Annotated in this window: 19 protein-coding genes and 1 pseudogene; 11 read left to right on the plus strand and 9 right to left on the minus strand. The window is 72.7% G+C overall.

All coding sequences use genetic code 11. The annotated features are described in order from the left end of the window. Positions 1–21: 21 nt before the first annotated feature. Positions 22–1,347 carry a glycosyltransferase family 4 protein gene (locus ACIQ8J_RS02705; protein ID WP_403264065.1) on the minus strand — a complete coding sequence of 442 codons (1,326 nt, stop codon included), beginning with the start codon at positions 1,345–1,347 and terminating at the stop codon, positions 22–24. A 234-nt stretch (positions 1,348–1,581) separates the two neighbouring features. Here ACIQ8J_RS02705 and ACIQ8J_RS02710 point away from each other — a divergent pair, with 234 nt between their 5' ends. Together ACIQ8J_RS02710 and ACIQ8J_RS02715 are read left to right on the plus strand one after the other, a co-directional pair. Further along, positions 1,582–2,208 carry a TetR family transcriptional regulator gene (locus ACIQ8J_RS02710; RefSeq protein WP_403264067.1) on the plus strand — a complete coding sequence of 209 codons (627 nt, stop codon included), beginning with the start codon at positions 1,582–1,584 and terminating at the stop codon, positions 2,206–2,208. A gap of 267 nt (positions 2,209–2,475) precedes the next feature. Beyond that, complete coding sequence (locus tag ACIQ8J_RS02715; protein WP_403264069.1) at positions 2,476–3,084, plus strand: LuxR C-terminal-related transcriptional regulator; 609 nt, start codon at positions 2,476–2,478, stop codon at positions 3,082–3,084. Positions 3,085–3,354: 270 nt separating this feature from the next. Here the strand turns inward: ACIQ8J_RS02715 and ACIQ8J_RS02720 are convergent. The 6 genes and pseudogenes from ACIQ8J_RS02720 to ACIQ8J_RS02745 all read right to left on the minus strand — a co-directional run. Further along, positions 3,355–4,698: pseudogene (locus ACIQ8J_RS02720) on the minus strand (ATP-binding cassette domain-containing protein); the annotation flags it as partial. Continuing rightward, positions 4,692–6,341 (minus strand): ABC transporter ATP-binding protein, encoded by a 1,650-nt coding sequence (locus ACIQ8J_RS02725; protein WP_403264071.1) that lies wholly within the window; start codon positions 6,339–6,341, stop codon positions 4,692–4,694. The gene ACIQ8J_RS02725 and the pseudogene ACIQ8J_RS02720, both read right to left, overlap by 7 nt. A 93-nt stretch (positions 6,342–6,434) precedes the next feature. Continuing rightward, complete coding sequence (locus ACIQ8J_RS02730) at positions 6,435–6,569, minus strand: SapB/AmfS family lanthipeptide (protein ID WP_107090581.1); 135 nt, start codon at positions 6,567–6,569, stop codon at positions 6,435–6,437. 56 nt (positions 6,570–6,625) lie between these two features. Continuing rightward, entirely contained in the window at positions 6,626–9,196 is a 2,571-nt protein-coding gene (gene lanKC / locus ACIQ8J_RS02735) for a class III lanthionine synthetase LanKC (RefSeq protein WP_403264073.1), read from the minus strand. Positions 9,197–9,372: 176 nt separating this feature from the next. Then, positions 9,373–9,606, minus strand: a complete 234-nt coding sequence (locus ACIQ8J_RS02740; RefSeq protein ID WP_403264075.1) for a ferredoxin — start codon at positions 9,604–9,606, stop codon at positions 9,373–9,375. Next, positions 9,606–11,069 carry an aldehyde dehydrogenase gene (locus tag ACIQ8J_RS02745; protein ID WP_403264077.1) on the minus strand — a complete coding sequence of 488 codons (1,464 nt, stop codon included), beginning with the start codon at positions 11,067–11,069 and terminating at the stop codon, positions 9,606–9,608. The genes ACIQ8J_RS02740 and ACIQ8J_RS02745 overlap by 1 nt, the downstream gene beginning before the upstream one ends. 231 nt (positions 11,070–11,300) lie before the next feature. On the opposite strand from ACIQ8J_RS02745, the gene ACIQ8J_RS02750 reads away from it, so the two are divergent. From ACIQ8J_RS02750 to ACIQ8J_RS02780, 7 genes are all read left to right on the plus strand, one after another. Then, positions 11,301–12,356 carry an MBL fold metallo-hydrolase gene (locus ACIQ8J_RS02750; protein WP_403264078.1) on the plus strand — a complete coding sequence of 352 codons (1,056 nt, stop codon included), beginning with the start codon at positions 11,301–11,303 and terminating at the stop codon, positions 12,354–12,356. Between the two features lie 571 nt (positions 12,357–12,927). Further along, a complete protein-coding gene (locus ACIQ8J_RS02755; RefSeq protein WP_403264079.1) occupies positions 12,928–14,169 on the plus strand; it encodes a prenyltransferase/squalene oxidase repeat-containing protein in 1,242 nt (413 codons plus the stop codon). Further along, on the plus strand, positions 14,169–14,807 hold the full coding sequence (locus tag ACIQ8J_RS02760; protein ID WP_403264081.1) for an SCO2322 family protein: 639 nt from the start codon (positions 14,169–14,171) through the stop codon (positions 14,805–14,807). The genes ACIQ8J_RS02755 and ACIQ8J_RS02760 overlap by 1 nt, the downstream gene beginning before the upstream one ends. A 7-nt stretch (positions 14,808–14,814) precedes the next feature. Beyond that, positions 14,815–16,077 carry an energy-coupling factor transporter transmembrane component T gene (locus ACIQ8J_RS02765; protein ID WP_403264083.1) on the plus strand — a complete coding sequence of 421 codons (1,263 nt, stop codon included), beginning with the start codon at positions 14,815–14,817 and terminating at the stop codon, positions 16,075–16,077. Beyond that, positions 16,074–17,852, plus strand: a complete 1,779-nt coding sequence (locus tag ACIQ8J_RS02770; protein ID WP_403264085.1) for an ABC transporter ATP-binding protein — start codon at positions 16,074–16,076, stop codon at positions 17,850–17,852. The genes ACIQ8J_RS02765 and ACIQ8J_RS02770 overlap by 4 nt, the downstream gene beginning before the upstream one ends. Beyond that, complete coding sequence (locus ACIQ8J_RS02775) at positions 17,849–18,703, plus strand: ECF transporter S component (RefSeq protein ID WP_403264087.1); 855 nt, start codon at positions 17,849–17,851, stop codon at positions 18,701–18,703. Before ACIQ8J_RS02770 ends, ACIQ8J_RS02775 begins: the two co-directional genes overlap by 4 nt. A 306-nt stretch (positions 18,704–19,009) precedes the next feature. Further along, positions 19,010–19,432, plus strand: coding sequence for a lytic transglycosylase domain-containing protein (locus ACIQ8J_RS02780; protein ID WP_403264089.1), 423 nt, complete (start codon positions 19,010–19,012; stop codon positions 19,430–19,432). Here ACIQ8J_RS02780 and ACIQ8J_RS02785 read toward each other — a convergent pair. Both ACIQ8J_RS02785 and ACIQ8J_RS02790 read right to left on the minus strand, forming a co-directional pair. Then, a complete protein-coding gene (locus tag ACIQ8J_RS02785) occupies positions 19,429–20,640 on the minus strand; it encodes an alpha/beta hydrolase family protein (protein ID WP_403264091.1) in 1,212 nt (403 codons plus the stop codon). The two genes, ACIQ8J_RS02780 and ACIQ8J_RS02785, sit on opposite strands and share 4 nt — an antisense overlap. A gap of 270 nt (positions 20,641–20,910) precedes the next feature. Beyond that, on the minus strand, positions 20,911–22,080 hold the full coding sequence (locus tag ACIQ8J_RS02790) for a steroid 3-ketoacyl-CoA thiolase (RefSeq protein WP_403264093.1): 1,170 nt from the start codon (positions 22,078–22,080) through the stop codon (positions 20,911–20,913). A 237-nt stretch (positions 22,081–22,317) separates the two neighbouring features. Between ACIQ8J_RS02790 and ACIQ8J_RS02795 the strand changes: the two genes are divergently transcribed. After that, positions 22,318–23,565, plus strand: a complete 1,248-nt coding sequence (locus ACIQ8J_RS02795) for a cytochrome P450 (protein ID WP_403264095.1) — start codon at positions 22,318–22,320, stop codon at positions 23,563–23,565. Positions 23,566–23,650: 85 nt separating this feature from the next. Next, positions 23,651–24,613, plus strand: coding sequence for a phosphotransferase family protein (locus ACIQ8J_RS02800; protein WP_403264097.1), 963 nt, complete (start codon positions 23,651–23,653; stop codon positions 24,611–24,613). The last annotated feature ends 29 nt before the right edge of the window (positions 24,614–24,642 follow it).

The raw sequence follows: 24,642 nt of genomic DNA on the forward strand, positions 1-24,642 counted from the left end.
ACCCGGGGCTTGCGCTCCGGGTCACCTGGCTGCCTTCCCGGCCGCGGAGCGGCCCTGGGCGGCGATCGCCGAGCGGTAGAGGTCCGCGGTGCCGATGGCGGCCCGGCGCCAGGTGAAGCGGTCCAGGACGCGTTCGCGGCCGGCCGCGCCGAGGCGGGCCCGCAGCTCCGCGTCGGCGAGGAGGCGGCCGATGGCCGCCGCGAGGGCTCCCGCGTCGCCCGGCGGCACGGCCAGGCAGGTCTCCCCGTCGGCCCCGGCGACCTCGGGAATCGCGCCCCCGGTGGTGGCGACCAGCGGGGTGGCGGTGGCCATGGCTTCGGCGGCGGGCAGCGAGAAGCCCTCGTACAGCGACGGTACGCAGCTGATCTGCGCGGATCGTACGAGGTCGACGAGTTCGGCGTCGGAGATGCCCTTGACGAACTGCACCGCGTCGCCGAGCGCGTACTTCTCGATGGCCTGGGCGACCGGTCCGTCCTCGGCGCGCCTGCCGACGACGACGAGGTGCGCTTCGGGGTGCTCGGTGCGCAGCTTGGCGAGCGCTTCGACCAGGAAGACCAGGCCCTTGAGCGGGACGTCCGCGCTGGAGGTGGTCACGATCCGGCCGGGCACCTCGGCGACGGCCGGGTCCGGCGACCACAGGTTGGTGTCGGCGCCGATGTGCACGACCCGGATGCGGTCCTCGCGCACCCCGAGGTGGTCCACGATCTCGCCCTTGGACGTGCCGGAGACGGTGAGCACGGACGGCAGCCGGCGGGCGACCCGCTTCTGCATGCGGGTGAAGCCGTACCAGCGGCGGACGGAGGCGCGGCGCTTCCAGTCGGCGGCGGCGTCCAGTTCGAGCTTGCGGTCCACGGTGATGGGGTGGTGGATCGTGGTGACGAGCGGTGCGCCGACGTCGCCGAGCAGCCCGTACCCGAGGGTCTGGTTGTCGTGGACCACGTCGAACTCGCCCCTGCGCGCGGCCAGATGACGCCGGGCGCGCAGCGAGAAGGTGAGCGGCTCGGGGAAGCCGCCGGTCCACATGGTGGCGACCTCCAGGCGGTCGATCCAGTCCCGGTACTCGTCCTTCTTGGGCGTACGGAACGGATCGGGCGAGCGGTAGAGGTCCAGGCTGGCGAGTTCGGTGAGCGGGACGCCCTCGTCGAGCACGGGGTAGGGCTGGGCGCCGATGACCTCGACGCTGTGCCCGAGCCGGGCGAGCTCGCGCGAGAGGTGGCGGACGTAGACGCCCTGGCCGCCGCAGAACGGGTTCCCCTTGTAGGTGAGGAGCGCGATCCGCAGCGGGCGCTCGCCCTCACGGCCGGCGTCCCCGGTGCGGGGGCTTGCCTCTATGGCCTCAGCGGTCACTCGCGGCCCCCTTCATCACTGCGTTTCGCCGGAGCGTAACCGCTCGCGCTAATCTAGAACAAGTTCCAGACTTGATCCTTCTCAAGCGTTCTTCGATCACTTGAGGAGCTTCGAATCTACCGGCAGGTAGCGCGACTGTAAGAGCCGGATCAGGTGATTCGCGCCACGACGGGACCCCTGCCATGCTGGGCCGCCGAGCGCGGGCGTCACGACGTGAACAACGGAACGGGACATATGACAGCGGAAGCCAGGGTGGCCACCGAGACCTCCCCTCCCCTGACGGAGCGGCAGGAGGCGCGCCGTCGCCGCATCCTGCACGCGAGCGCCCAGCTGGCCAGCCGGGGCGGCTTCGACGCGGTCCAGATGCGCGAGGTGGCGGAGGCGGCGGGAGTCGCGCTCGGCACCCTGTACCGCTACTTCCCGTCCAAGATCCATCTCCTGGTCGCCACCATGCAGGACCAGCTCCAGCACCTGCACGGCGCGCTGCGCAAGCACCCGCCGTCCGGCGAGGGGGCCGCGGACCGGGTGGCCGAGACGCTGATGCGCGCCTTCCGGGCGCTCCAGCGCGAGCCGCATCTGGCGGACGCGATGGTGCGGGCCCTCACCTTCGCGGACCGCTCGGTGAGCCCGGAGGTGGACACGGTCTCCCGGCAGACCACGGCGATCATCCTGGACGCGATGGGCCTGGACCGCCCCACACCGGAGCAGCTCTCGGCGGTCCGGGTCATCGAGCACACCTGGCACTCGGCACTGATCACCTGGCTCTCGGGCCGCGCCTCCATCGCACAGGTCAAGATCGACATCGAGACGGTCTGCAAACTGATCGACCTGACCGCGCCGCCCGTTCCGCCGAAAGCGTAGGGAATAACCGGGCACCCCTGGGCGCGCTCCCCCGCCGAAGGAGCCCTTCGATGCCCCAACTGCCAGGTGGGGCACGACAATTGAGGGATTCGCCGGGCCCTCGGAATGCGCCCCGGCGGCGCGTGCCGCGCCTCGTGTGCGCTTGCGCGCGCCCCCAGTGCCCCCCGTCAATCTGTTCGGCCGGGCCATGACAGGGGCAGGCGCCGCCCAGAATCGTTGCGTGCCCAACGAAGGCGCCGGTAGGTGAGCTTGGAAGGAGCTGGAAACGTGGTCCGGGTACTTCTCGTGCACGACTCGTGCCTGCTGCGATCGGCCCTGGCCGAACGCCTCGCACGCGAGCCCGACCTGGAGGTCCACCACACACCTTGGCGCGGCGCCCCGGCGCTCGCGCGATTACTGAGCCCGGACGTCTGCGCGGCCGATCTGGACTGTTCCGAGTCCTACGGGATCGCACCGCTCGGCGAACTCACCGGCTGCCGCCCAGGCACCGGGAAATGCCGACTCCTGGTGCTGGCCGACGCACACCGTCCGGGCCCGCTGAAGCGGGCGGCCGATGCCAATGCCCGCGGCTATGTGGACAAGGGGGGCACGCCCGAGCATCTGATCGCGGCCATCAGACAGGTGGCCGAGGGGAAACGGTTCGTCGACGACTCGCTGGGCTTCAGTTTCCTCAGAGCGGCCGAAATGCCGCTGACCCGCCGCGAGTTGAGCGTTCTCTCACTCGCCGCCGAAGGAGCCTCGATCTCCGACATCGCGCACCGGCTGCATCTGACCAACGGCACGGTGCGCAACTACATGGCCGCCATCACCCGCAAGACCGGCGCCCGCAACCGGGTCGACGCCATACGGATCTCCCAGGGAGAGGGGTGGGTGTGAGGCGCCGGCGCCGGTGAGATCGCGGTAGAACGCGGAGCGGGCGAGGAGCTCCTCGTGGGTGCCGAGTTCGGCGCGGGACCCGTCCATCAGCAGTACGCGGTCCGCGCGGCGGGCCGAGCCGGTGCGGTGGGCGACGACGACGAGGGTACGGCCGGGCCGCCCGGTGAACGCCCGCTCCGCGCGCGCCTCGGCCACCGGGTCGAGATGGCAGGTCGCCTCGTCGAGGAGCACCAGCGGCGCGGGCGAGGCGTGGGCCCGCGCCAGCGCGACGAGCTGGCGCTCACCGGCCGGGAGCGCTGCGGGGTCGAGCACGGCGTCGAGCCCGCCGAGCCGGGCGAGCAGCGGCCCCGCCCCGACCGCTTCGGCCGATGCCAACAGGGCGCTGTCGTCCGGGAGTTGGGGGCAGAAGTAGCCCAGGTTCTCCCGGACGGTGGCGGTGAAGACGTACGCCTCCTGCGGCACGAGCACCCGGTCGGTACCCCGCAGCACCTCGCCCGCGTCCGGCCGCAGCACCCCGGCGATCAGCGCGAGCAGGGTGGATTTGCCGATGCCGCTGGGACCGGCCACCGCGAGGTGCCCCCCGGCCGGTACGGCGAGGTCGAGGCGGTCGAGCACCGGGGCGGCGCCCGGCCCGTACGCGAAGACGACGCCGCGCAGCCGCACCGGCCACGCCGCCCCGTCCTCGTACCGCGCCCGCTCAGGAACCTCGTCCGCCTCCGCGGTGAGCCGTCGCAGGACGACCGAGAGGCGGGCGCCCGAGGCGCCGAGGCCCTGCACCAGGGCCTGGAGCGCGGGCAGCAGCGACTGGGTGAGGTAGGCGAACGCGCCCGCGAGGCCGCCCGCGGTGACTCCGTGGCGCAGCAGCCAGGGCGCGGCCACCAGGAGCAGCGGCAGGGGCAGCCGTCCCCCGATGCCCACGGCGAAGGTCCTGGCCACGCCCCAGACAGCGAGCGAGCGGGCCGCGCGGTACTCGCCGTCGATACGCGCCCCGGCATCCGTGGCGGCCCGCTGCTCGGCTCCGGATGCCGCGATGTCCCTCAACCCGGTTGCCAGCAGGCCGAGTTCGGCGGCAAGGCGTTCGTCGGCGGCCAGGAAGTCCTCCTGGCGCCGGGCGAGCGGGCGGAGTGTCGCGGCGAAGAGCGCGAGGCCGAGGAGCAGCGGGCCCGCGACCACCGGGAGCAGGACGGGGGCGAGGGCGAAGAGGCCGAAGAGGGCTCCGGCCGCGGTGAAGACGAAGGTGCGCGAGACGAGCACGAGCCCGGCGAGGGTGTCCCTGGCCAGTTCCACCTGCTGGGTGAGGCGGGAGAGCGCCGCGTCGTCCGCCTCGCGCAGGCCGCGCGTCACCACCGCCCGCACGAGTTCGTCCCGTACGGGTTCGACCAGCGCGGCGACGGCTCCGTACACCCGCCGGGTCCCGAACGCCCCCGCGAACACGGCGAGTCCGGCCGCGGCGAGCCATCCGGTGCCGGTGGCGGGGTGGCCCGCGAGGAAGCCGTCGTCCAGGGCGCGGGCGAGGGCGAAGCCGAGCAGGAAGGTCTGGGCTGCTTCGAGCAGCGACCATCCCGCGAGGCGGAACAGGACCGGTTTGCGCCGCCCCAGCAGGTTTCTCAGCATGCGGCATCGTCCTCGCCGAACACCGCGCGGTAGTCGGCCAGTCGGGACAGTTCGCGGTGCGGGGCGACCGCGCGCGGACGGCCGTCCTCCAGCCACACCACCAGGTCCGCGCGGGCCGCCGTCGAGGCGCGGTGGGCGACGATCAGATGGGTGCCGGTGCCGTGCAGCAGGGCCCGGGAGACCTTGAGCTCGGTGGCCGAGTCGAGGCTGGAGGTGGCGTCGTCCAGGATCAGCAGGCGGCCGGGGTGGGCGAACGCCCGTGCCAGGCCGAGGCGTTGGGACTCGCCGCCGGACAGGGGCGCGCTCGCGCAGGGGGTGGCATAGTCGGCGGGCATCCGGCGGACGAAGTCGTCGGCGCAGGCGGAGCGGGCCGCCGCCACCACGGCTGGCTCGCCCGGGTCGTGGGCCCCGTACGCGATGGTGCCGCCCACCGTGCCGCCGAGCAGCACGGGGCGGGCGAAGGCGTAGCCGACCGCACGGCGCAGCTCCGCGTGTGTGAGGGAGGGCAGCGGTACGCCGTCGAGGCAGACCGTGCCGGACTCCGGGTCGGCGAGGCGGCCCGCGACGGCCGCGAGGGCCGACTTGCCGCTGCCCGACCGGCCGACCACGGCGACCACCGCCCCGCCCGGCAGCGTCAGATCGACCTCGCGCAGGGGCCCGTGCATGACTCCCCGCAGGGTCAATTCACCTGCACCTGGCGGCAGTTCACCACTCCCGTACGTGACGACCGGCGCGGTCAGCACCTCCTGGAGCCGGGCGGTGGCGGTGCGTCCGCGGGTCAGGGTGTTCACCATGCCGACCAGGGCGCCGGTGCCGGTGGCGAGGCTCGCGTAGCGCCAGGCCGCGAGGAGGCCGCCGACGCTCAGGTCGCCCCGGGCCAGGCGCAGTCCGGCGACGGCGAGCACCGCGAGCTGGAGCAGCGGGAGCAGCACCGCGGCCTGCGCCGTGGAGCGGCCGAGCACCTGCCACATGAGGTGGCCCTGGCGGGAGAGTTCGGGCAGCGGCGCGAGGATGCGGGCGGCGTCCCGCTCGGGGTGTCCGGCCGCCGCGATCGTGCGGGCGCCGCGGACCGCCTCCAGGAGGCGGCCCGCGATCTGGCCCTGGGTGCGCAGATAGCCCGCGCTGCTCGCGCCCGAGCCGCGCACGAACACCCGCAGCAGCAGGGCGAACAGCGGCATTCCGGCGAGCACCACCAGGGCGGTCCACAGATCGGTGAGGGCCAGCGCGACGAGTCCGCCGACCGGGGTGATGACGGCGGCAAGCGCGCCCGCGATCGATACCGGTACGGTCGCGGCCTGGGCCGCGTTGCCGGTGAGACGCGCCACCAACTCACCCTCCGAACAAGCCTGTTGGGGACCGGCGTCGAGGACATGACCGAGGACCCGGCGGCGCAGCCAGGCCGCGCTGCGGGCGGTGGCGGTGGCGGTGACGGCCGATTCGAGCGCGCCGACCAGTACGGCGGCCACCGTGAGCAGGGCGCACAGGGTGATCCAGGGCGCGGCCTCGGGCTGCCGCCCGGCGAGCACCAGGTCGAGCGCGCGGCCGACGACCGCGGGCAGCGCGAGCCCGGTGCCGGCCGACGCGCAGGTCAGCGCCAGGACCAGGGTGCCGGGCCCGGCGCTCTGCCGGACGGTCTCACGCAACAGCAAAGCGGCCTCCCGCGTGCGGCGGCCCCGGCCGGCGAGCGGTGCCGGGCGGGGCCGCGTCGTTCACTGGTGCACCGGATTACGCGGTGATCAGAGGCAGAGCGTCAGGCTCGCGACGCTGTCACAGAGCAGCAGGCTGAGGCTGCTGCCGCCGCCGTGGCCGCCGCCGTCGCCCTCGTCGATGTCGAGTTCGACGTCGAGGTTCTGCAGGTCGAGAAGGGACATTGCATTCTCCTTATGTCGGCGATGTGCGTTGCCGTCCGTGGGGGACGGGGTTTGCTTCAGCCCCGGGTGGGGCCGTCTTGGGGGCCGCCCGGTGGGGCGGCGGATGGGGTGGCGGCGGTGGGCGCCAGGAAGGGCAGCCCGGCGGGCCGGTCGGCGAGCGCGGCGCCGAGCGCCAGGAGGCAGCCCGCCGTGCCGGTCGCGAGGTCCATGGAGAGGCGCATCATCTGGTCGCCGGGGAAGGCGAGTTGGCCTTCGTAGGGCAGGGCGTACCAGGAGAGTCCGGCGATCTGGTCGGCGAGCCAGGCGCGCGGCGCCCCGGTCCGCGCCAGGTGGAGCACCATGCCGGCGCGCCCGTTGAACAGGCCGGGCTGCGCGTAGTACCGGGAGCGGGCGGCGGGCAGGATCTTCTCCCGCGCCTGTTGGAACGCCTCGTCGGGCCGGTGGGCGAGGAAGTCGTCGAGGACCGCGGCGATGCCGACGCTGCCGCCGCCGAGGTAGGGCAGGGTGCGGGTGGTGTCGTTCACCACCAGGGTGCCGGCCGGGTTGGTCACACAGCGGTCGAGATCGCGCCGCAGTTCCTCGGCCGCCCGGTCGAGCAGCGCGGGGTCGCCGGTGGACTCGTACAGGCGCAGGAAGAACAGCGCGGGGCCGCCGGCGCCGCGCAGCAGCCCGGCCCGGTGTCCGACGGAGGGGCGCGCGGCGATCAGCTCGGCTGCCTCCAACGCCTGTTCCCTGTAGCCGAGTCGGTCGAGTACGAGGCCGAGTCCGGCGAGGCCGCCGTGCAGGTCGGGGGCGAGCCGCTGCCAGTTCTCGGCCAGGACTCGGCCGATCAGCTCGCGGGCCCGTTCGGGGTGGCCGAGCCGGTCGAGGACGTACGCGACTCCGGCGAGCCCGTCGTAGAGGCCGAGCGGGGTGCCGGACGGCGGCGGCGCGGTGTGCGCGAGGAGCCACTGTTCGCCCTCGGGGTAGGGTCCGGCGCCGGTCTCGGCGAGCGCGTAGAGCACTCCGGCGGCGCCGTGCGCGAGGCCGAGGCCGCCGCCCTCGGTGAACTGGGCGATGTCGCCGGGGAAGAGCCGGTCGTCGCGTTCGGGGCTCGCGGAGGCGAGGATGGCGCGGGCCATGGAGTCGCGGCCGGCCGGCCAGTCGGCCGGGTCGGCGGGCGCGCGCCCGGCGCGCTTCGGCGCGGACTCCCCCTCGATCACGCGGACCGCCTCGTCCAGGTACCCCGCGGGCAGGTCGGGGAACTGGGCGGCGGCGATCTCGGCGAGGTGCGCGGCCTTGGCGCGGTCGATGACCAGCAGGCTCGTCATCGGCACGAACAGCGCGATCCGCAGACAGGCCAGCGCGTAGCGGTCCACGTCGAGGCCCGTGCGGTCGAGGGGTGCGATGAAGCCGGGGTGGGCCATGGACTGGCCGCGGTGGCGGTCGACGGGCATGGCGGCCTCGAAGTCGAGGAGCCGTACGGACTGCTCGTCGGGGGCGACCATGATGTTGAACATGTGCAGGTCGTTGAAGACGATGCCCCGCTCGTGCACGGCGGCCACCGCGTCCTCGACGGCCCGCAGCATGCGCAGCGCCCACCGGGTGTACTCGGCGACCTCGGCGGGATCCGGCTCGACGCCGATGAGCGGGTGCCGGGGCGCGAAGAAGGAGTTGAGGGTGCGTCCTTCCAGGAAGTCCATGACCAGGAAGCGGTGCTCGCCGAGGGTGAACCAGTCGCGCACGGCGGGCGCGATGCCGAGCCCGCCGACCTGTTCCAGGGCGGCCTTCTCGCGCTCCAGGCGGGTCACCGCGTCGGCACCGTCCGCGGCGAGCCCGGCATGGGGCCGCGCTTCCTTGAGGACGACCCGCTCGCCGGTGCGGGTGTCGGTCCCGGCGTAGACGCCGCCGCCGTTGGAGAAGTGCAGGGCGCGTTCGATGCGGTAGGGCAGCTCGCCGGTGGTGGTCGCGTTGCGGGCGGCGAGGTGGGGCGCGAGGAACTCCGGCAGGGCGACCCAGTCGGGGACGTGGAAGACCGGGTCCCTGCGGTCGGGTACGAGCACTCCGTCGGCGTTCTCGACGGCGGTCACCAGGGTCCCGTTCGCGTCGACGCAGTGGCGCTTGGTGAAACCGCCGTAGCGGACGTAGAGCGGGCCCTCGCCCCAGCGCAGATCGGAGAGGATGTACGGCCCCGGCTCCCCGGCGAGCAGATCGCCCAACTCCTCAAGTATCAAGCGGAGTTCGGCTTCATCGGCGGGGTAGAGGGTGGCGAACTTCCCGCTGGAGCCGCGGCCCGCGTACTTGGAATTGCGCAGATGCAGGGGCCGGCGTCCGGGCACGAACTTGAAGGGGATGGCGCGCGGTACGCAGTAGTCCCACACCTGCGCCGCCGTCTTCTCGGCATTGTCCAGACAGGCCGAGACGTGGATCTTCCAGCCCTGCTGCGGCCGCACCGGGCGCCCTGCCGCCACGTCGGGGCTGAAGTGCAGCCAGTCTCCGGCGAGTTGGGAGGTCCAGCCGTCGGGCGCGGTGCGCTGGGCGGCCTCGAAGAGAGGGGTCCGGCCGTCGGTGCGCGAAGAGGACAAGCGGTCCGGGGTCTCGTAGAAATACCTGTCCGCCAGACAGAAGACCTCGTACCGCTTGTCCATGTGTGCCTCCCCCTCGACGCCATGGCATCGAGTGGCACTCCCCCCTCGACGGCGTGGCAACGAGATTTCCACGCCGCCGCCGGGGCCGGACAGTCACGCCTGTAATCAGGTCACCGTGCGGTACGCATGGGTCAACCTGTGTTCGCAGCGACCGAACAGGAGGGAACAAAGGCGGGCTAATCCTCCGGCGGGAACACCGTTTCGCGGGAGTCGAGCAGGGTGATCAGGATGGCTTCGACCGGGCAGCCCTCGGCGGCGGCCAGGATCTGCTCGTTGGCGTCGGTGTCGGGGGTGCGGGGGTGGGACTGGCGGGCGGAGTCGAGCTCGAAGCCGGCCGGGGCGTGGTTGACGCACATGCCGGAGCCGATGCACACGCCCCGGTCGACCTCGACGTGCCAGCGGTCGCCCATCAGGCACCCGCCTCGTATCCGGCGGGCAGGTGGATCATCTTGTGCTCCAGGTACTCGCCGAAGCCCTCGGGCCCGAACTCCCGCCCCACACCGGAGGACTTGTAGCCGCCGAACGGGCCCAGCATGTCCAGGCTGAAGGTGTTGACGTTGAAGGTGCCGGTGCGGACGCCGCGCGCGAAGTCGATGCCGTGCTCCACGTCACCGGTCCACACGCTGCCGCTCAGACCGTAGTCGGAGTCGTTGGCGATCTTCAGCGCCTCGGCCTCGTCCCCGTACGGCAGCAGGCAGATGACCGGCCCGAAGATCTCCTCGCGGGCGATGCGCATCGAGTTGTCGACACCGCCGAAGAGGGTGGGCTCGACGTACCAGCCCCGGTCGGCACCGGCCGGACGCCCGCCGCCGGTGAGGATCTTGGCGCCTTCCTCCTGGCCGATCCGGATGTAGTCGAGCGAGCGCTGCTGCTGGCGCCTGGCGACCAGCGGGCCGACCTGGGTCGCCGGGTCCAGCGGATCGCCGACGACCAGCGCGCCCGCGGCCGCCGCGAACGCCTCCGCGATCTCGTCGTAGCGGCTGCGCGGCGCCAGGATGCGGGTCTGGGCCACACAGGCCTGCCCGTTGTTCATCCACGCGGCCGGGACCACGCCCGCGACGGTCGCCGCCAGGTCCGCGTCCGGCAGGATCACCGCCGCCGATTTGCCGCCGAGCTCCAGGGTGACCCGGGTGAGGTTGCGCGCGGCGACCTCCATCACGCGCTTCCCGGCCGCGACGGACCCGGTGAAGGACACCTTGTCGACGCCGGGATGCCCCACGAGGTACTCGCTGACCTCGCGGTCCGCGGGCAGGATGGAGAGCACGCCGTCGGGAAGCCCGGCCTCGGCCGCCATCTCGCCGAGGATGTAGGAGTCCAGGGGCGACTCGGGCGACGGCTTCAGGACCACCGCGCAGCCGGCGAGCAGCGCGGGCGCCAGCTTGGCGGCGGCGACGAACTGCGGGACGTTCCACGGCACCACCGCCGCCACCACTCCGACCGGCTCGCGCCGCACCAGGATCGGGCCGAGCGCCCCGGACCGCCGCTCCTCGTAAGGGAACTGACGCGCGACGGCGATCGCCGAATCCCACACCATCATCGCGCCGAGCGCCTGCGCGAGCACGCTCCACGAGTACGGCGAACCGTTCTGCGAACTGATCGACCGGGCGATCTCCTCGTGCCGCACCAGGATCGCGTCCTTGATCCGCGACACGACCTCGATGCGCTCCTCCAGCGTCGCCCGGGGCCAGGGCCCCTGGTCGAAGGCCGTGCGCGCGGCGGCCACGGCCCGGTCCACATCCGCCCGCGAGGCGTGCGGTACGCGGCCGATGACCTGCTCGGTGTGGGGCGAGACCACCTCGATGACGCCGGTGCCGAGGGGGTCGGTCAACTCCCCGCCGATGTACAGCTGTCCGTGTTCCACAAGCTCGGTCATGCCTGGTGCCTCCTGCGGCGCGGGCTTCCCTGACACAGCTTCCTGACACTGTTTCAGAACTGATACCAGTTCTACTTGCAGGAGTCCACGGCCGGAACAGCCATGGCCGCCCGGCGACTTGGATGACTTGGGCGACCACTGAAACTGGTTCTAGTTATAGTGGGCGGGAAGCGTGCCACCGGGTACGCGTCCCAGGAAGGGGGCGCGCACCCAGACAGAGACGAGGACTCCATGCCGCAGGAGCCAGCCGCGCCTCAGGTGACCGACCACGGCGGCGGCGTCCACTCCATCAAGGTGCCGATCCCGGACAATCCGCTCGGCCACACCCTGGTCCACCTGATCGACACCGACCGGGGCCCGGTCCTCGTCGACACGGGCTGGGACGACCCGGCCTCCTGGGACACCCTGACCGCAGGGCTGCGCGCCCTCGGTACGGATGTCGCCGACGTCCACGGCGTGGTCATCACCCACCACCACCCCGACCACCACGGGCTGTCCGGTCAGGTCAGGGAGGCGTCCGGCGCGTGGATCGCGATGCATGCCGCCGACGCCGCCGTCGTACGCCGCACCCGCGAGGCCGAACCGGGCGTCTGGCTCGACTACTTGGCCGACAAGCTCGCCACGGCGGGCGCCCCCGAGGACCACCTCGCCCCGCTGCGGCAGGCCCGCGCCTCCGGCCGCACGCGCACCCTGCCGGGGCTGCGGGCCGCGCTGCCCGACCGCGAGATCGTCCCCGGCGACCTGCTGCCGCTGGCCGGCCGCCGGCTCCGCGCGATCTGGACGCCGGGCCACACCCCCGGCCACGTCTGCCTCCACCTGGAGGAGCACCACCCCGCCCAACTCCCGGGCAGCGGCCGCCTGTTCAGCGGCGACCACCTGCTGCCCGGCATCACCCCGCACATCGGCCTGTACGAGGACCCCGACGACGCCACGGAGACCGACCCCCTGGGCGACTACCTCGACTCCCTCGAACGCGTCGGCCGCCTCGGGGTCGCCGAGGTGCTCCCGGCACACCAGCACGCCTTCACCGAACCGGGCGTACGGGTACGGGAGTTGCTGGCCCACCACGAGGACCGCCTGACCGGCCTGCTGGCCCTCCTGTCCGCCCCGCTCACCCCGTGGCAGCTCGCCGAACGCATGGAGTGGAACCGGCCCTGGGCGCAGATCCCGTACGGCTCGCGCAACATCGCGGTGTCGGAGGCGGAGGCACATGTGCGCCGCCTGGTGAAACTGGGCCGGGCGGAAGCGGTGGCGGGGGGTGGGGTGGTGCGGTACCGGGCGGTGTAGGGGGTCGGGCGCCTGCGGCGGGCCTTTCCGAACCGGGGCTCCGCACCAGCCCCCGCTCCTCGAACTCCCCCAAGGCCTAAAGGGCCAGGGGGACCCCCATGAGGGGCTCGATTTGGCTGAGCATGGGGATTTGACCCCAGGTCCCCGCCCCGTCAAGGGGCGACTTCCAGCCCGTCCGGCGATTGAGGACTGGGGGTCCGGGGGCAAAGCCCCCCCCACGCGGCGGAGCCGCAAAATGTCACAGCGGGGAAGGGGCGGGGTGGGGAGAGAGGCCCCGCAGGGCCCCCGACCCCCGGCCGGTAAGGTGGGCGGGTCGTCATCATGCCCGTACGGGGGGAAGCCGGTGCAAATCCGGCGCTGACCCTTCCCCGAGCTCTCGGCTCCGCTTGAGCAGGGGAGACCCCAATCCGTAAGCCGCACAGCGGTAAGCCGGAATGCCTCACCGGACATGACCGGCTCAGAGTCACCCGCACCCCGCAGGTGACCGGCACCGTCGAGGCACACGGAGCCGGAGCCGGGTGCCAGCGTGCGCCCGTGCCCGCGCTCCCCCGCAGGAGAGGCACCGCCCGCCATGACCGTTCGCCGCTGCGCCGCAGCGCTCGCCGCCGCCACCGCCGTCCTGGGCGGCACCGCCCCGGCGGCCCTCGCCGACGGCACGCCGCCGCCCGCGACGGTCCCGCCGGGCCTGTACGGCACGAAGGACCCCCAGTACGACGGTGTCTTCCGGCAGTCCCTCGCCTTCCTCGCCCAGCAGAAGGCCGATGTGCAGCCGGCCGCCCAGGCCGTCGCCTGGCTCACCGGGCAGCAGTGCGCCGACGGCTCCTTCATGTCGTTCCGCGCGGACACCGCCAAGGCGTGCGACGCCACGAAGCCGGACACCAACGCCACCGCCGCCGCGGTTCAGGCGCTCGTCGCGATCGGCGGTCACGCCGACGCCGTGAAGAAGGGCGTCGGCTGGCTGAAGTCGGTGCAGCAGGACGACGGCGGCTGGCCGTACACCCCGGGCATGGGCGGCAGCGACGCCAACTCCACCGCCATCGTGATCGGCGCGCTCGCCGCCGCGGGCGAGAAGCCCGCCGAGGTGAAGTCGGCCAAGGGCGGCAAGTCGCCGTACGACGCGCTGCTCACCTTCGCGCTGCCCTGCGACGACCCCACCGGCGCGGGCGCCTTCGCCTTCCAGCCGGACCCGAAGACGCAGAAGCTGTACGCCAACGCCGACGCGACCGCCGCGGCCGTGACCGGCTCCCTCGGCAAGGGCCTCACCGCCACCGCCGGCCCCGCCGACACCAAGGGCACCGCCTGCGAGAAGGCCGCCACCCCCGAGCAGGGCGCGCACAACGGTGCCGCCTACCTCGCCAAGACGCTCGCCCCGACCGGGTTCCTGAAGTCCGCGCTGCCGGGCGCCGCCGACCAGCCCGACTTCGGCAACACCGCCGACGCGGTCGTCGCGCTGGCCGCCGACGGCATGGCCGAGCAGGCGAAGAAGTCCGCCGACTGGCTCTCGAAGAACGCCGCCGCCTGGGCCAAGGAGAACGGCCCGGCCGCCTACGCCCAGCTGGTCTTCGCCGCCGACGCGACCGGCGCCGACCCGAAGAACTTCGGCGGCATGAACCTGGTCCAGTCCCTGAACGCCACCGGCCCCACCCCGCAGGCGGCCCCGTCGTCGGGCCCGTCGTCGGAGAAGAAGGACGAGAGCGCGAAGACGCAGAAGAACGACGGCATCTCCGTCTGGTGGATCGTCGGCGTCGGCCTGGTCGCCGGTATCGGCGTCGGCTTCCTGATCAGCAGCCGCAAGAAGAACCAGCAGCTGTGATGCGGACGCGACTCGCCTCGTTCGCCGCGCTGCTCCTCGCACTGGTGGCGCTGGCCGCCGGTGCGGGGTCGGCGCAGGCGGCCGGGTACCGCTACTGGTCCTTCTGGGACCTGGCGGGCGACACCTGGACGTACGCCACCCAGGGCCCGGCGTCCGCGCACCCCAACGACGGCGCGGTGCAGGGCTTCCGCTTCGCGGTGAGCGCGGACTCGAACGACGCGACGCGGCCGCGTTCGGCGCCGTCCTTCGAGGCGGTGTGCGGTGCGACGCCGACCAAGGACGGCACGAAGCGGGTCGCGCTGGTCATCGACTTCGGTACGCCGCAGGACGCCGCCCGGGGCGAGACCCCGCCCGCCCCGCGCACCGCCTGCGCCCAGGTCGCCCCGGACGCGACCAGCGCGGACGCACTGGCGGCGGTCGCCAAGCCGCTCCGCTACAACAGCGCGGCCCTGCTGTGCGCGATCGGCGGCTATCCGCGCACGGGCTGCGGCGAACAGGTCACGGACACGGCGCCGAAGCCGGCACCCGCGACGAAGTCCGGCGGTTCCGGCCCCTCCGTCGGCCTCCTGGCCGGCGTGGCCGCGGTCCTGGCCCTGGGCGCGGCAGCGTTCTGGCAGTCCCGCCGCCGCAGGAACTGAAGCCGGAATGCCTTCTCCGGAAGACGACGGTCCGCGGCCGCCGACGGCGAGTACTCACCACAGGGAGACCCGCACCACCCCACTGACCAGCACGGGTGGTGCGGGTGGTGCGGGTGGGAACGACGGCCCGGCCGGAGGCCGGGCACGTACCCACCGGCCCGCCGCCGCCAGGCGCGCGCTCGCCGCCCCCACCGCGACCCGGAGCAACGCCGTGCACCCCGGCGCCTGGTGGCTCTGGGCGCTGGGCCTCGCCACAGCCGCGTCGCGCACGAACAACCCCCTCCTGCTCGGCCTCCTCGTCGGCGCCGCAGGCTACGTCGTGGCCGCCCGCAAGACCGACGCCCCCTGGGCACGCTCGTACACCGCGTTCCTCAGGATCGGCCTGTTCGTCGTCGGCATCCGCCTCGCCTTCAACCTGGTCCTCGGCTCGCCGATCCCCGGCAGCCACACCCTGCTCACGCTGCCCGAACTCCCGCTCCCCGACTGGGCGAAGGGCATCCGCATCGGCGGCCGGGTCACCGCCGAGGGCATGCTCTTCGCGCTGTACGACGGCGCCCGGCTGGCCACCCTGCTGATCTGCGTGGGCGCGGCGAACGCGCTCGCCAACCCAGCCCGCCTCCTCAAGTCCCTGCCGGGCGCGCTGTACGAGGCCGGGGTCGCCGTGGTCGTCGCGATGACGTTCGCGCCGAACATGGTCGCCGACGTCGTACGGCTGCGTACGGCACGACGGCTGCGCGGCCGCCCCACCGGCGGCATCCGGGCGATCGCCCAGATCGGCCTGCCGGTCCTCGAAGGCGCCCTGGAGCGCTCGGTCGCGGTGGCCGCGTCGATGGACGCGCGCGGCTACGGCCGCACCGCCCAGGTCCCCGCCTCCGTACGGCACACCACCACCGTCCTCACCCTCGGCGGACTCCTCGGGGTGTGCGCCGGAACGTACGGGCTGCTCGCCGCCGAGGGCGCCGGGTACGGGCTGCCCGTGCTGGCCGCCGGCCTGCTCGCCGCGCTCGCCGGGCTCCGCCTCGGCGGCCGCCGCCAGATCCGCACCCGCTACCGCCCCGACCGCTGGGGCGTCCGGTCCTGGCTGGTCGCCGGTTCCGGCGCGGCGGTCGCGGTGCTGACCCTCTGGGCGGGTACGTACGCTCCGCAGACCCTGACCCTGGGGGTCGTCCCGCTGACCGCGCCGAGCCTGCCGCTCTGGCCCGCGCTGTCACTGCTCGCCGGTCTGCTCCCGGCGTTCATCGCACCCGTGCCACCGAAGGAGTCCCCGTGATCCGGTTCGAGAACGTGTCGGTCACCTACGACTCCGCCGAGGAGCCGACCGTACGGGGTGTCGAACTCGCCATTCCCGAAGGGGAGTTGGTGCTGCTCGTCGGCCCGTCCGGAGTCGGCAAATCGACCCTCCTCGGGACGGTCTCCGGCCTCGTCCCGCACTTCACCGGCGGCACCCTGCGCGGCCGGGTCACCGTGGCCGGCCGTGACACCCGTACCCACAAGCCGCGCGAGCTCGCCGATCTGGTGGGCACGGTGGGCCAGGACCCGCTCGCGCACTTCGTCACCGACACGGTCGAGGACGAACTCGCCTACGGAATGGAGTCGTTGGGCCTCGCCCCGGCCGTGATGCGCCGCCGCGTCGAGGAGACCCTCGACCTGCTCGGCCTCGCGGAGCTGCGCGACCGCCCCATCGCCACCCTCTCCGGCGGCCAGCAGCAGCGCGTCGCGATCGGCTCGGTCCTCACCCCGCACCCGAAGGTCCTGGTCCTGGACGAACCGACCTCGGCGCTCGACCCGGCGGCGGCCGAGGAGGTCCTGTCGGTCCTCCAGCGCCTGGTCCACGACCTCGGCACGACGGTCCTGATGGCCGAGCACCGCCTGGAGCGGGTGATCCAGTACGCGGACCAGGTGATCCTCCTCCCCGCCCCCGGCGAGCCCCCGGTGATGGGCACCCCAGCCGACATCATGGCCGTCTCCCCGGTCCACCCCCCGGTGGTGGCCCTGGGCCACCTGGCAGGCTGGACCCCCTTGCCCCTGTCGGTACGCGACGCCCGCCGCATGGCATCCGCCCTACGAGCCCGCCTCGCCCCACATAACCCGCAGGCGGCCCCCGCCACCCACGGGGAAACCCGCGCCAACCCCTCCACCAGCACGGGATGGGGGTCCCCCCTGCTCCTTAAGAGCTTGGGGGAGGGTGGGAACGACAGCCCGGCCGCAGGCCGGGCGCACCCCCACCCGCCCGTGGCCACCAGGCGCACCCTGGCCACCCTCTTCCGCCGCGCCCCGGACACCCCGCGCACCCCCGACATCGCCCGCACCACCGCCCTCGGGGTAAGACGCGGCCGTGTGGAAGCCCTGCGGAACGCGGACCTCACCGTCACCCCCGGCGAGACCATCGCCCTGATGGGCCGCAACGGCGCCGGCAAGTCCACCCTGCTGGCCACCCTCGTCGGCCTGATCGAGCCGACCGCCGGCGCGGTCACGGTGGGCGGCCGCACCCCCCACCGCACCCCGCCGCGCGAGCTGATCCGCGAGGTCGGCCTCGTACCGCAGGAGCCGCGGGACCTGCTGTACGCCAACACCGTGGCGGCCGAGTGCGCCACCGCCGACGAGGACGCCGGGGCCACCCCCGGAAGCTGCCGCGAACTGGTCTCTCAGCTGCTGCCGGGCGTACGGGACGACACGCACCCCCGCGACCTCTCCGAGGGCCAGCGCCTCGCCCTGGCGCTGGCGGTCGTCCTGACCGGCCGCCCGCCCCTGCTCCTCCTGGACGAGCCGACCCGCGGTCTGGACTACGCGGCGAAGGCCCGCCTCGTCACGGTGCTGCGCGCGCTCGCCGCCGAGGGGCACGCCATCGTGCTCGCCACCCACGACGTGGAGCTGGCCGCCGAGCTCGCGCACCGTGTCGTGATCATCGCGGGCGGTGAGGTCGTCGCGGACGGCCCGACCGCCGAGGTCGTCGTCTCCTCCCCCGCCTTCGCCCCGCAGGTCGCCAAGATCCTCGCCCCGCAGCACTGGCTCACCGTCCCCCAGGTCCGCGAGGCCCTGTCGTGACCAGAGACACAAAGGACGTACAAAAGGACGTACAAGCCACCGAAGCCGTACGGGCGGTACGGGCTATCCGCCTCGGCCCGCGCGCGGTCGTCGCCCTGACGCTGATCACCCTGATCGGTGTCGCCGCGTTCGGCTGGCCGCTGCTCGCCGACGCGAACGCGGGGCTCGCGCACTCGCGTGACGCCCCCTGGCTCTTCGCCGCGCTGCTCCCGCTCCTGGTGGGTGTGGTGGTCGCCACCATCGCCGACGACGGCATGGACGCCAAGGCCGTCGCGATGCTCGGCGTACTGGCCGCGGTGGGCGCGGCGCTGCGCCCGCTCGGCGCGGGCACCGCCGGTCTGGAGCCGATGTTCTTCCTGATGGTGCTGAGCGGCCGGGTGCTCGGTCCGGGCTTCGGCTTCGTGCTCGGCTCGGTGACGATGTTCGCCTCGGCCCTGCTGACCGGCGGCGTCGGGCCGTGGATGCCGTTCCAGATGCTCGCGATGGGCTGGTTCACGATGGGCGCCGGCCTGCTGCCCAGCCCGCACCGGCTGCGCGGCAAGGCCGAGCTGGGCCTGCTCGCGCTCTACGGCTCGCTCGCCTCACTCGCGTACGGCACGGTCATGAACCTTCAGGGCTGGACGTACATCGGCGGCATGTCCTCGGGGATCTCCTTCCACCCCGGCGATCCGCTGCCCGCCAACCTGGTCCGCTTCTTCGCGTACTGCGCGGCCACTTCGCTGGGCTGGGACCTGGGACGGGCGGCGCTCACGGTGGTGCTGACCCTGACGCTCGGCGCCACCCTCCTCAAGGCGCTGCGGCGCGCGACGCGGCGGGCCAACTTCGAGGCCCAGGTCACATTCGAGGGCTGAACAGAGCCCCGCGGGGGTGAGGCCGCCCACAGGGCGTTGGTCCTCCACTAGGCGGGATAGTGGTCCCACAGCATGATCGAAGCGACCCCTCACAGCGGCACTGACCTGCACTTATCCGGCCCTTACACCTTTGGGACGTTTCACCCGTCATGCGACTCCCGCTAGTAAATGGGGTCATTGCGGCCATCCATCGAGCCGGTTACAACTGTTCGAGTCGCCGGAACCGCCCGGTCCGCAACCCGGGCCGATTCCTTACGGGTTCCCCCGTCGTGGAGGTCTTCGCACCTCCGGCGGAACGCGACGGCCATGTCCCCGAAGTTAGGTCCTTCGTTGTCTTTCGCCGCCCGCATCACCGCTCGTAAGAAGTCCATCGCCGCCGCCGGTGCCACGCTGCTCGCCGCCGCCGGTGTCGCCATGGCCGCCGTCCCGGCCCAGGCCGCACCGACGAGCGCCCAGGCGATCGCGCAGCAGATGATGCCGTCCGACCAGTTCCAGTGCTTCAGCAACATCGTGCACCGCGAGTCCGGCTGGAACCCCTCCGCCACGAACTCCTCTTCCGGCGCCTACGGCCTGGTCCAGGCCCTGCCCGGCTCCAAGATGGCCTCCGCCGGCGCCGACTGGCAGACCAACCCGGCCACCCAGATCAAGTGGGGCCTGAGCTACATGAACGAGCGCTACGGCAGCCCCTGTGGCGCCTGGAACTTCTGGCAGCAGAACAGCTGGTACTAAGCCGTACCGGCGATCGAGTCGAAGAGCCGCACGATCTGCGGCGCCGACTCCTTGAAGGCCCCGTTGTGGTCGACCGCACCTTGGTCGACGACCGGGGCCTTCTTCCCGTGCGCGGCGAGCTGCCGGGCACAGCTGAGCGTGTTGCCGATCGGTACGTCGGTGTCCCCGGCCGCGGTGTAGAGCCGCAGCGGCACGGCGGGCTTCCAGTCGCAGGTGTGGTCGTTGTCGCGCATGGCGTCGAGCAGCGCGCCACTGGGATGCCTGAGCCGCTCGTAGAAGCCGGGCGTGAGCATCTCCTTCGCGGTGCCCGGCAGCGCGCCGAGGACTTCCTCCGAGGTGTGCCGCCCGTCGAAGAGCTGGTCGACGACCTGGGCGTACGGCTGCCGGAACGCCTCCCCCGCTTCCTTGTACATGGGGTGCAGCCGGTTCTGGGCGGTGAGCCAGTAGGAGAGGTACAGCACACCGCTCGTGTCGTTCACCCGCCCGTCGAAGAGCGCGGGCATCTCCTCGCCCGCGATGTCGTACGGTCCCGACACCGGCGCCAGTGCCTTCAGCCGGAAGTGCGCGTCCGCGCCCCGGCTCAGCGCCTTGCCGAGCGCCATGGCGACCTGCCCGCCCTGCGAGAACCCGGTGCCGTACACGTCCCCGGTCAGCGGCCTGCCCAGCTCGCGGGCGGCGGTGCGGGTGGCCCGCAGCATGTCCAGCGAGGCGGACACGGACGACGCGGTGTCCATATAGGGGTGGCGGCCGGGCCCCTTGCCGAGCCCCAGGTAGTCGGGCGCGGCGACGGCCCGGCCCGCGGAGGCGTGCAGATAGGGCGAGATCCGGCCGGAGTCCTCGGAGGCGGAGGGCGCGTAGTCCCGGTCGACCATGGTGCCGTGGGTGTCCGCGACGAGGTCGAGCGGCCCGTGCCGGCCGTCGGCGGGCAGCGCGAGCAGGCCGGTGGCGGTGGTGGGGCGGCCCTGGGGGGTGATGGTGCGGTACGTGATCCGGTACGCGCGTACGCCGTACCGGACTCCGGTGGTGTCGACGTCCTCCCCCTTGAGGAAGGCGGAGACCTGGGTGGGCGCGAGGTCTGCGACGCGCGTGACGCCCACGAGGGTGCCTCGCGGGTGTGCGCCCTGCGCCTGGGCGGGTGCCGCCGCGGCTCCAACTAGCCCTGCCAGTACGACAGTTGCAGCCCCGGCCCGAATGTGTGACTTCGTCATACCCCGAACCTAGGCCCGGCCTCCGACTCCAACCATCCGGCCACCCCCCGAAGCGAAAGGGCACCTAGCCCCACCGGAGCGGAGACCTTCCCCACCCCGCCCCTTCCCGCTGTGACATTTTGCGGCTCCGCCGCGTGGGGGGGGGCTCCGCCCCAGACCCCGCTCCTCAAACTCCCCCAAGGCCTAAAGGGCCAGGGGGACCCCCATGAAGGGCTTGATTTTGCTGAGCGGCATTTGAACTGGGGGTCCGCGGGCAAAGCCCCCGGGAAGCTACAGCCGCTGGATGATCGTCGCTGTTGCCAGTGCGCCGCCCGCGCACATCGTGATCAGGGCGAACTCCTTGTCCCGCCGCTCCAGCTCATGCAGGGCCGTCGCGATCAGCCGCGCCCCCGTCGCGCCCACCGGATGCCCCAGCGCGATCGCGCCCCCGTTCACGTTCACCTTCTCCAGATCCTGCTCGAAGACCTGCGCCCAGCTCAGCACCACGGACGCGAACGCCTCGTTGATCTCCACCAGGTCGATGTCCCGCAGGGACATCCCCGCCTTCCCGAGCACCGCCCGCGTCGCGTCGATCGGCCCGTCGAGGTGGTAGTGCGGATCGGCCCCGACGAGCGCCTGCGCCACGATCCGCGCCCGGGGCCGCAGCTTCAGCGCCCGCGCCATCCGCTTGGACGCCCACATGATCGCCGCCGAACCGTCCGAGATCTGCGAGGAGTTGCCCGCCGTGTGCACCGCCGTCGGCATGACCGGCTTGAGCCGCCCGAGCGCCTCCATCGATGTGTCGCGGAGCCCTTCGTCGCGGTCCACCAGCCGCCACATGCCCTGCCCGGCCGCCTGCTCCTCCTCGGTGGTGGGCACCTGCACGGCGAACGTCTCCCGCTTGAACCGCTCCTCGCCCCAGGCGACGGCCGCCCGCTCCTGCGACAACAGCCCGAGCGAGTCGACGCGTTCGCGCGTCAGCCCCCGGTTGCGGGCGATCCGCTCGGCGGCCTCGAACTGATTGGGGAGGTCGACGTTCCACTCGTCGGGCCACGGCTTGCCCGGCCCGTGCTTGGAGCCGGACCCGAGCGGCACCCGGCTCATCGCCTCGACCCCGCAGCTGATCCCGACGTCGATCACCCCGGCCGCGATCATGTTGGCGACCATGTGGCTGGCCTGCTGCGAGGAACCGCACTGGCAGTCCACGGTGGTGGCGGCGGTCTCGTACGGCAGTCCCACCGCGAGCCAGGCGTTGCGCGCCGGGTTCATGGACTGCTCGCCGGCGTGCGTGACCGTACCGCCGACGATCTGCTCGACGCAGTCGGCGTGGATGCCGGTGCGGCCGAGGAGTTCGCGGTAGGTCTCCCCCAGCAGATAGGCCGGATGCAGATTGGCGAGCGCGCCTTGGCGCTTGCCGATGGGCGTGCGTACGGCTTCGACGATGACGGGTTCCGCGGCCATGAGCTCGTCCTCTCCTGACACAGCCGCTGGGTGTCCCGGCACCGCACGGCCACGAACTGATACGCGTTCTAGTTCTGAGTGCAGTCTTATGAGGGCTACCCCGGGTACGCAAGGGTTGTGCACGCCACACATGGGGAGTTCGGACCGCAACAGATGCTGCCGCAGGCCTTGCCAGTCGTAGAACTCGTTACTACCTTTCGGACCACATCTGATGGGCCGTCAGACATGGAGTGGCCAATGCGTTGCCCCCACCTGCCCGACGGGTTCGACTTCACCGACCCCGATCTGCTCCAATCCCGCGTGCCTCACCCGGAGTTCGCCCAGATGCGGCAGACCGCTCCGGTGTGGTGGTGCGCCCAGCCGGCCGGCATCTCCGGCTTCCCGGACGAGGGCTACTGGGCGGTGACGCGGCACGCCGACGTCAAGTACGTGTCCACCCACCCGGAGTTGTTCTCCTCCAACACCAACACCGCGGTCATCCGCTTCAACGAGTCGATCAGCCGTGAGCAGATCGAGGTCCAGAAGCTGATCATGCTGAACATGGACCCGCCGGAGCACACCCGGGTCCGCCAGATCGTCCAGCGCGGCTTCACCCCGCGCGCGATCCGGTCCCTGGAGGGCGCGCTGCGTGACCGCGCCCGCAGCATCGTGGACGCGGCGCTGTCCGAAGCCGACAAGAACAACGGCGCCTTCGACTTCGTCACCAATATCGCCGTCGAACTCCCCCTCCAGGCCATCGCCGAGCTGATCGGCGTCCCCCAGCAGGACCGGACCAAGATCTTCGACTGGTCCAACAAGATGGCGGCGTACGACGATCCGGAGTACGCGATCACCGAGGAGATCGGCGCCGAGGCGGCCATGGAGCTGGTGTCGTACGCGATGAACCTCGCGGCGGCGCGCAAGGAGTGTCCGGCCAAGGACATCGTCTCCCAGCTGGTCGCGGCCGAGGGCGAGGGCAATCTGCTCGCGGACGAGTTCGGCTTCTTCGTCATCCTGCTGGCGGTCGCGGGCAACGAGACCACCCGGAACGCGATCAGCCACGGAATGCACGCCTTCCTGACCCACCCCGACCAGTGGGAACTCTACAAACGCGAGCGGCCCGGCACCACGGCCGAGGAGATCGTGCGCTGGGCGACCCCGGTGGTCTCCTTCCAGCGGACGGCGACCCAGGACACCGAACTCGGCGGCCAGAAGATCAAGGCGGGCGACCGCGTCGGCATCTTCTACTCCTCCGCGAACAACGACCCCGCGGTCTTCGAGGACCCGGAGCGCTTCGACATCACCCGGGACCCCAACCCGCACCTCGGCTTCGGCGGCGGAGGCCCGCACTTCTGCCTCGGCAAGTCCCTGGCGGTCCTCGAAATCGACCTGATCTTCAACGCCATAGCCGACGTCCTGCCCGGCCTCCACCTGGCGGGCGACCCGCGCCGGCTGCGCTCGGCGTGGCTGAACGGCATCAAGGAGCTCCAGGTAACGCGCGGTTGACCCCGCCCCGGATCCGGGAGGCAGGGGCCAATCCCTCCTACGCCCCGCCCCTGTCTCCTCCCCGGACCCTCGCTACGCTCGCCCCATGGACGACGGGGTGGACACCGGGCAGGGCTGGGACACGACCCGGCTGTGGGTGGAGAAGAGCCTGGGCGGGGGCGCGCGGGTCGAGCGCGTGGTCGCGCTGCACGGCGGCTGGACCTCCGAGATGCGGCGCCTGTACGTCGGCGGCGACCGGCCGCGTTCCGTGGTGCTGCGGTCCTTCGTCAAGGAGTTCTACGTACGGCACGCCGCCGGGCTGCTCACGCGCGAGGCGGACATCCTGACGCTGCTCGCCCGCACCGGCGTACCCGCCGCCGAGCTCATCGCCGTCGACCCGCGCGGCGAGCACTGCGCGCACCCCTCACTGCTCATGTCGCTGCTCCCGGGCGACGTACGCATCGACACCCCCGGCGCCGAGCGGCGCGCGCCCCTGCTCGCCCGCCAACTCCTCGACATCCACCGCGTCGGGGTCGGCGCGTCCGACCGGCCGCGCGACTACGAGGCGTGGACCTCCGCCGAACGCGTCCGGGTGCCCGAATCCACCCGCCGGCCCGAGCTCTGGCGGCGTGCCATCGACGTCATCCGGCGCCAACCGCCCGCGTACCGGCCCGTGTTCCTGCACCGCGACTTCCACCCGGGCAACGTCCTGTTCACCGGCACCGGCCCCGAGCTCCGCATCAGCGGCGTGGTCGACTGGGTGGAGACCTCCTGGGGGCCCGCCGACCTGGACGTGGCCCACTGCTCGACCAACCTCGCGCTCCTGTACGGCGTCCCGGCCGGCCTCGACTTCGCCGACCAGTACGCCGCTGCGGGCGGACAGCTCTCCCCCGACCCCCTCGACCGCCTGTACTGGCGCCTCCTCGACGCCCTCGCCTTCGCCCCGGACGCCGAGAAGGTGGCGGTCCCCTGGCGCGAACTCGGCCGCACCGATCTCACACCGGACCTCGTCAGGGACCGCCTGGAGGCCTACCTCCAGGGCCTGTTCGATCTGACCCTCGGCTCTTGATCGCCCACCTCGCTGCTGAAACAGTTGAC

Origin of the sequence: Streptomyces sp. NPDC094147, assembly GCF_044764265.1 — a bacterium.
Lineage (GTDB): Bacteria > Actinomycetota > Actinomycetes > Streptomycetales > Streptomycetaceae > Streptomyces.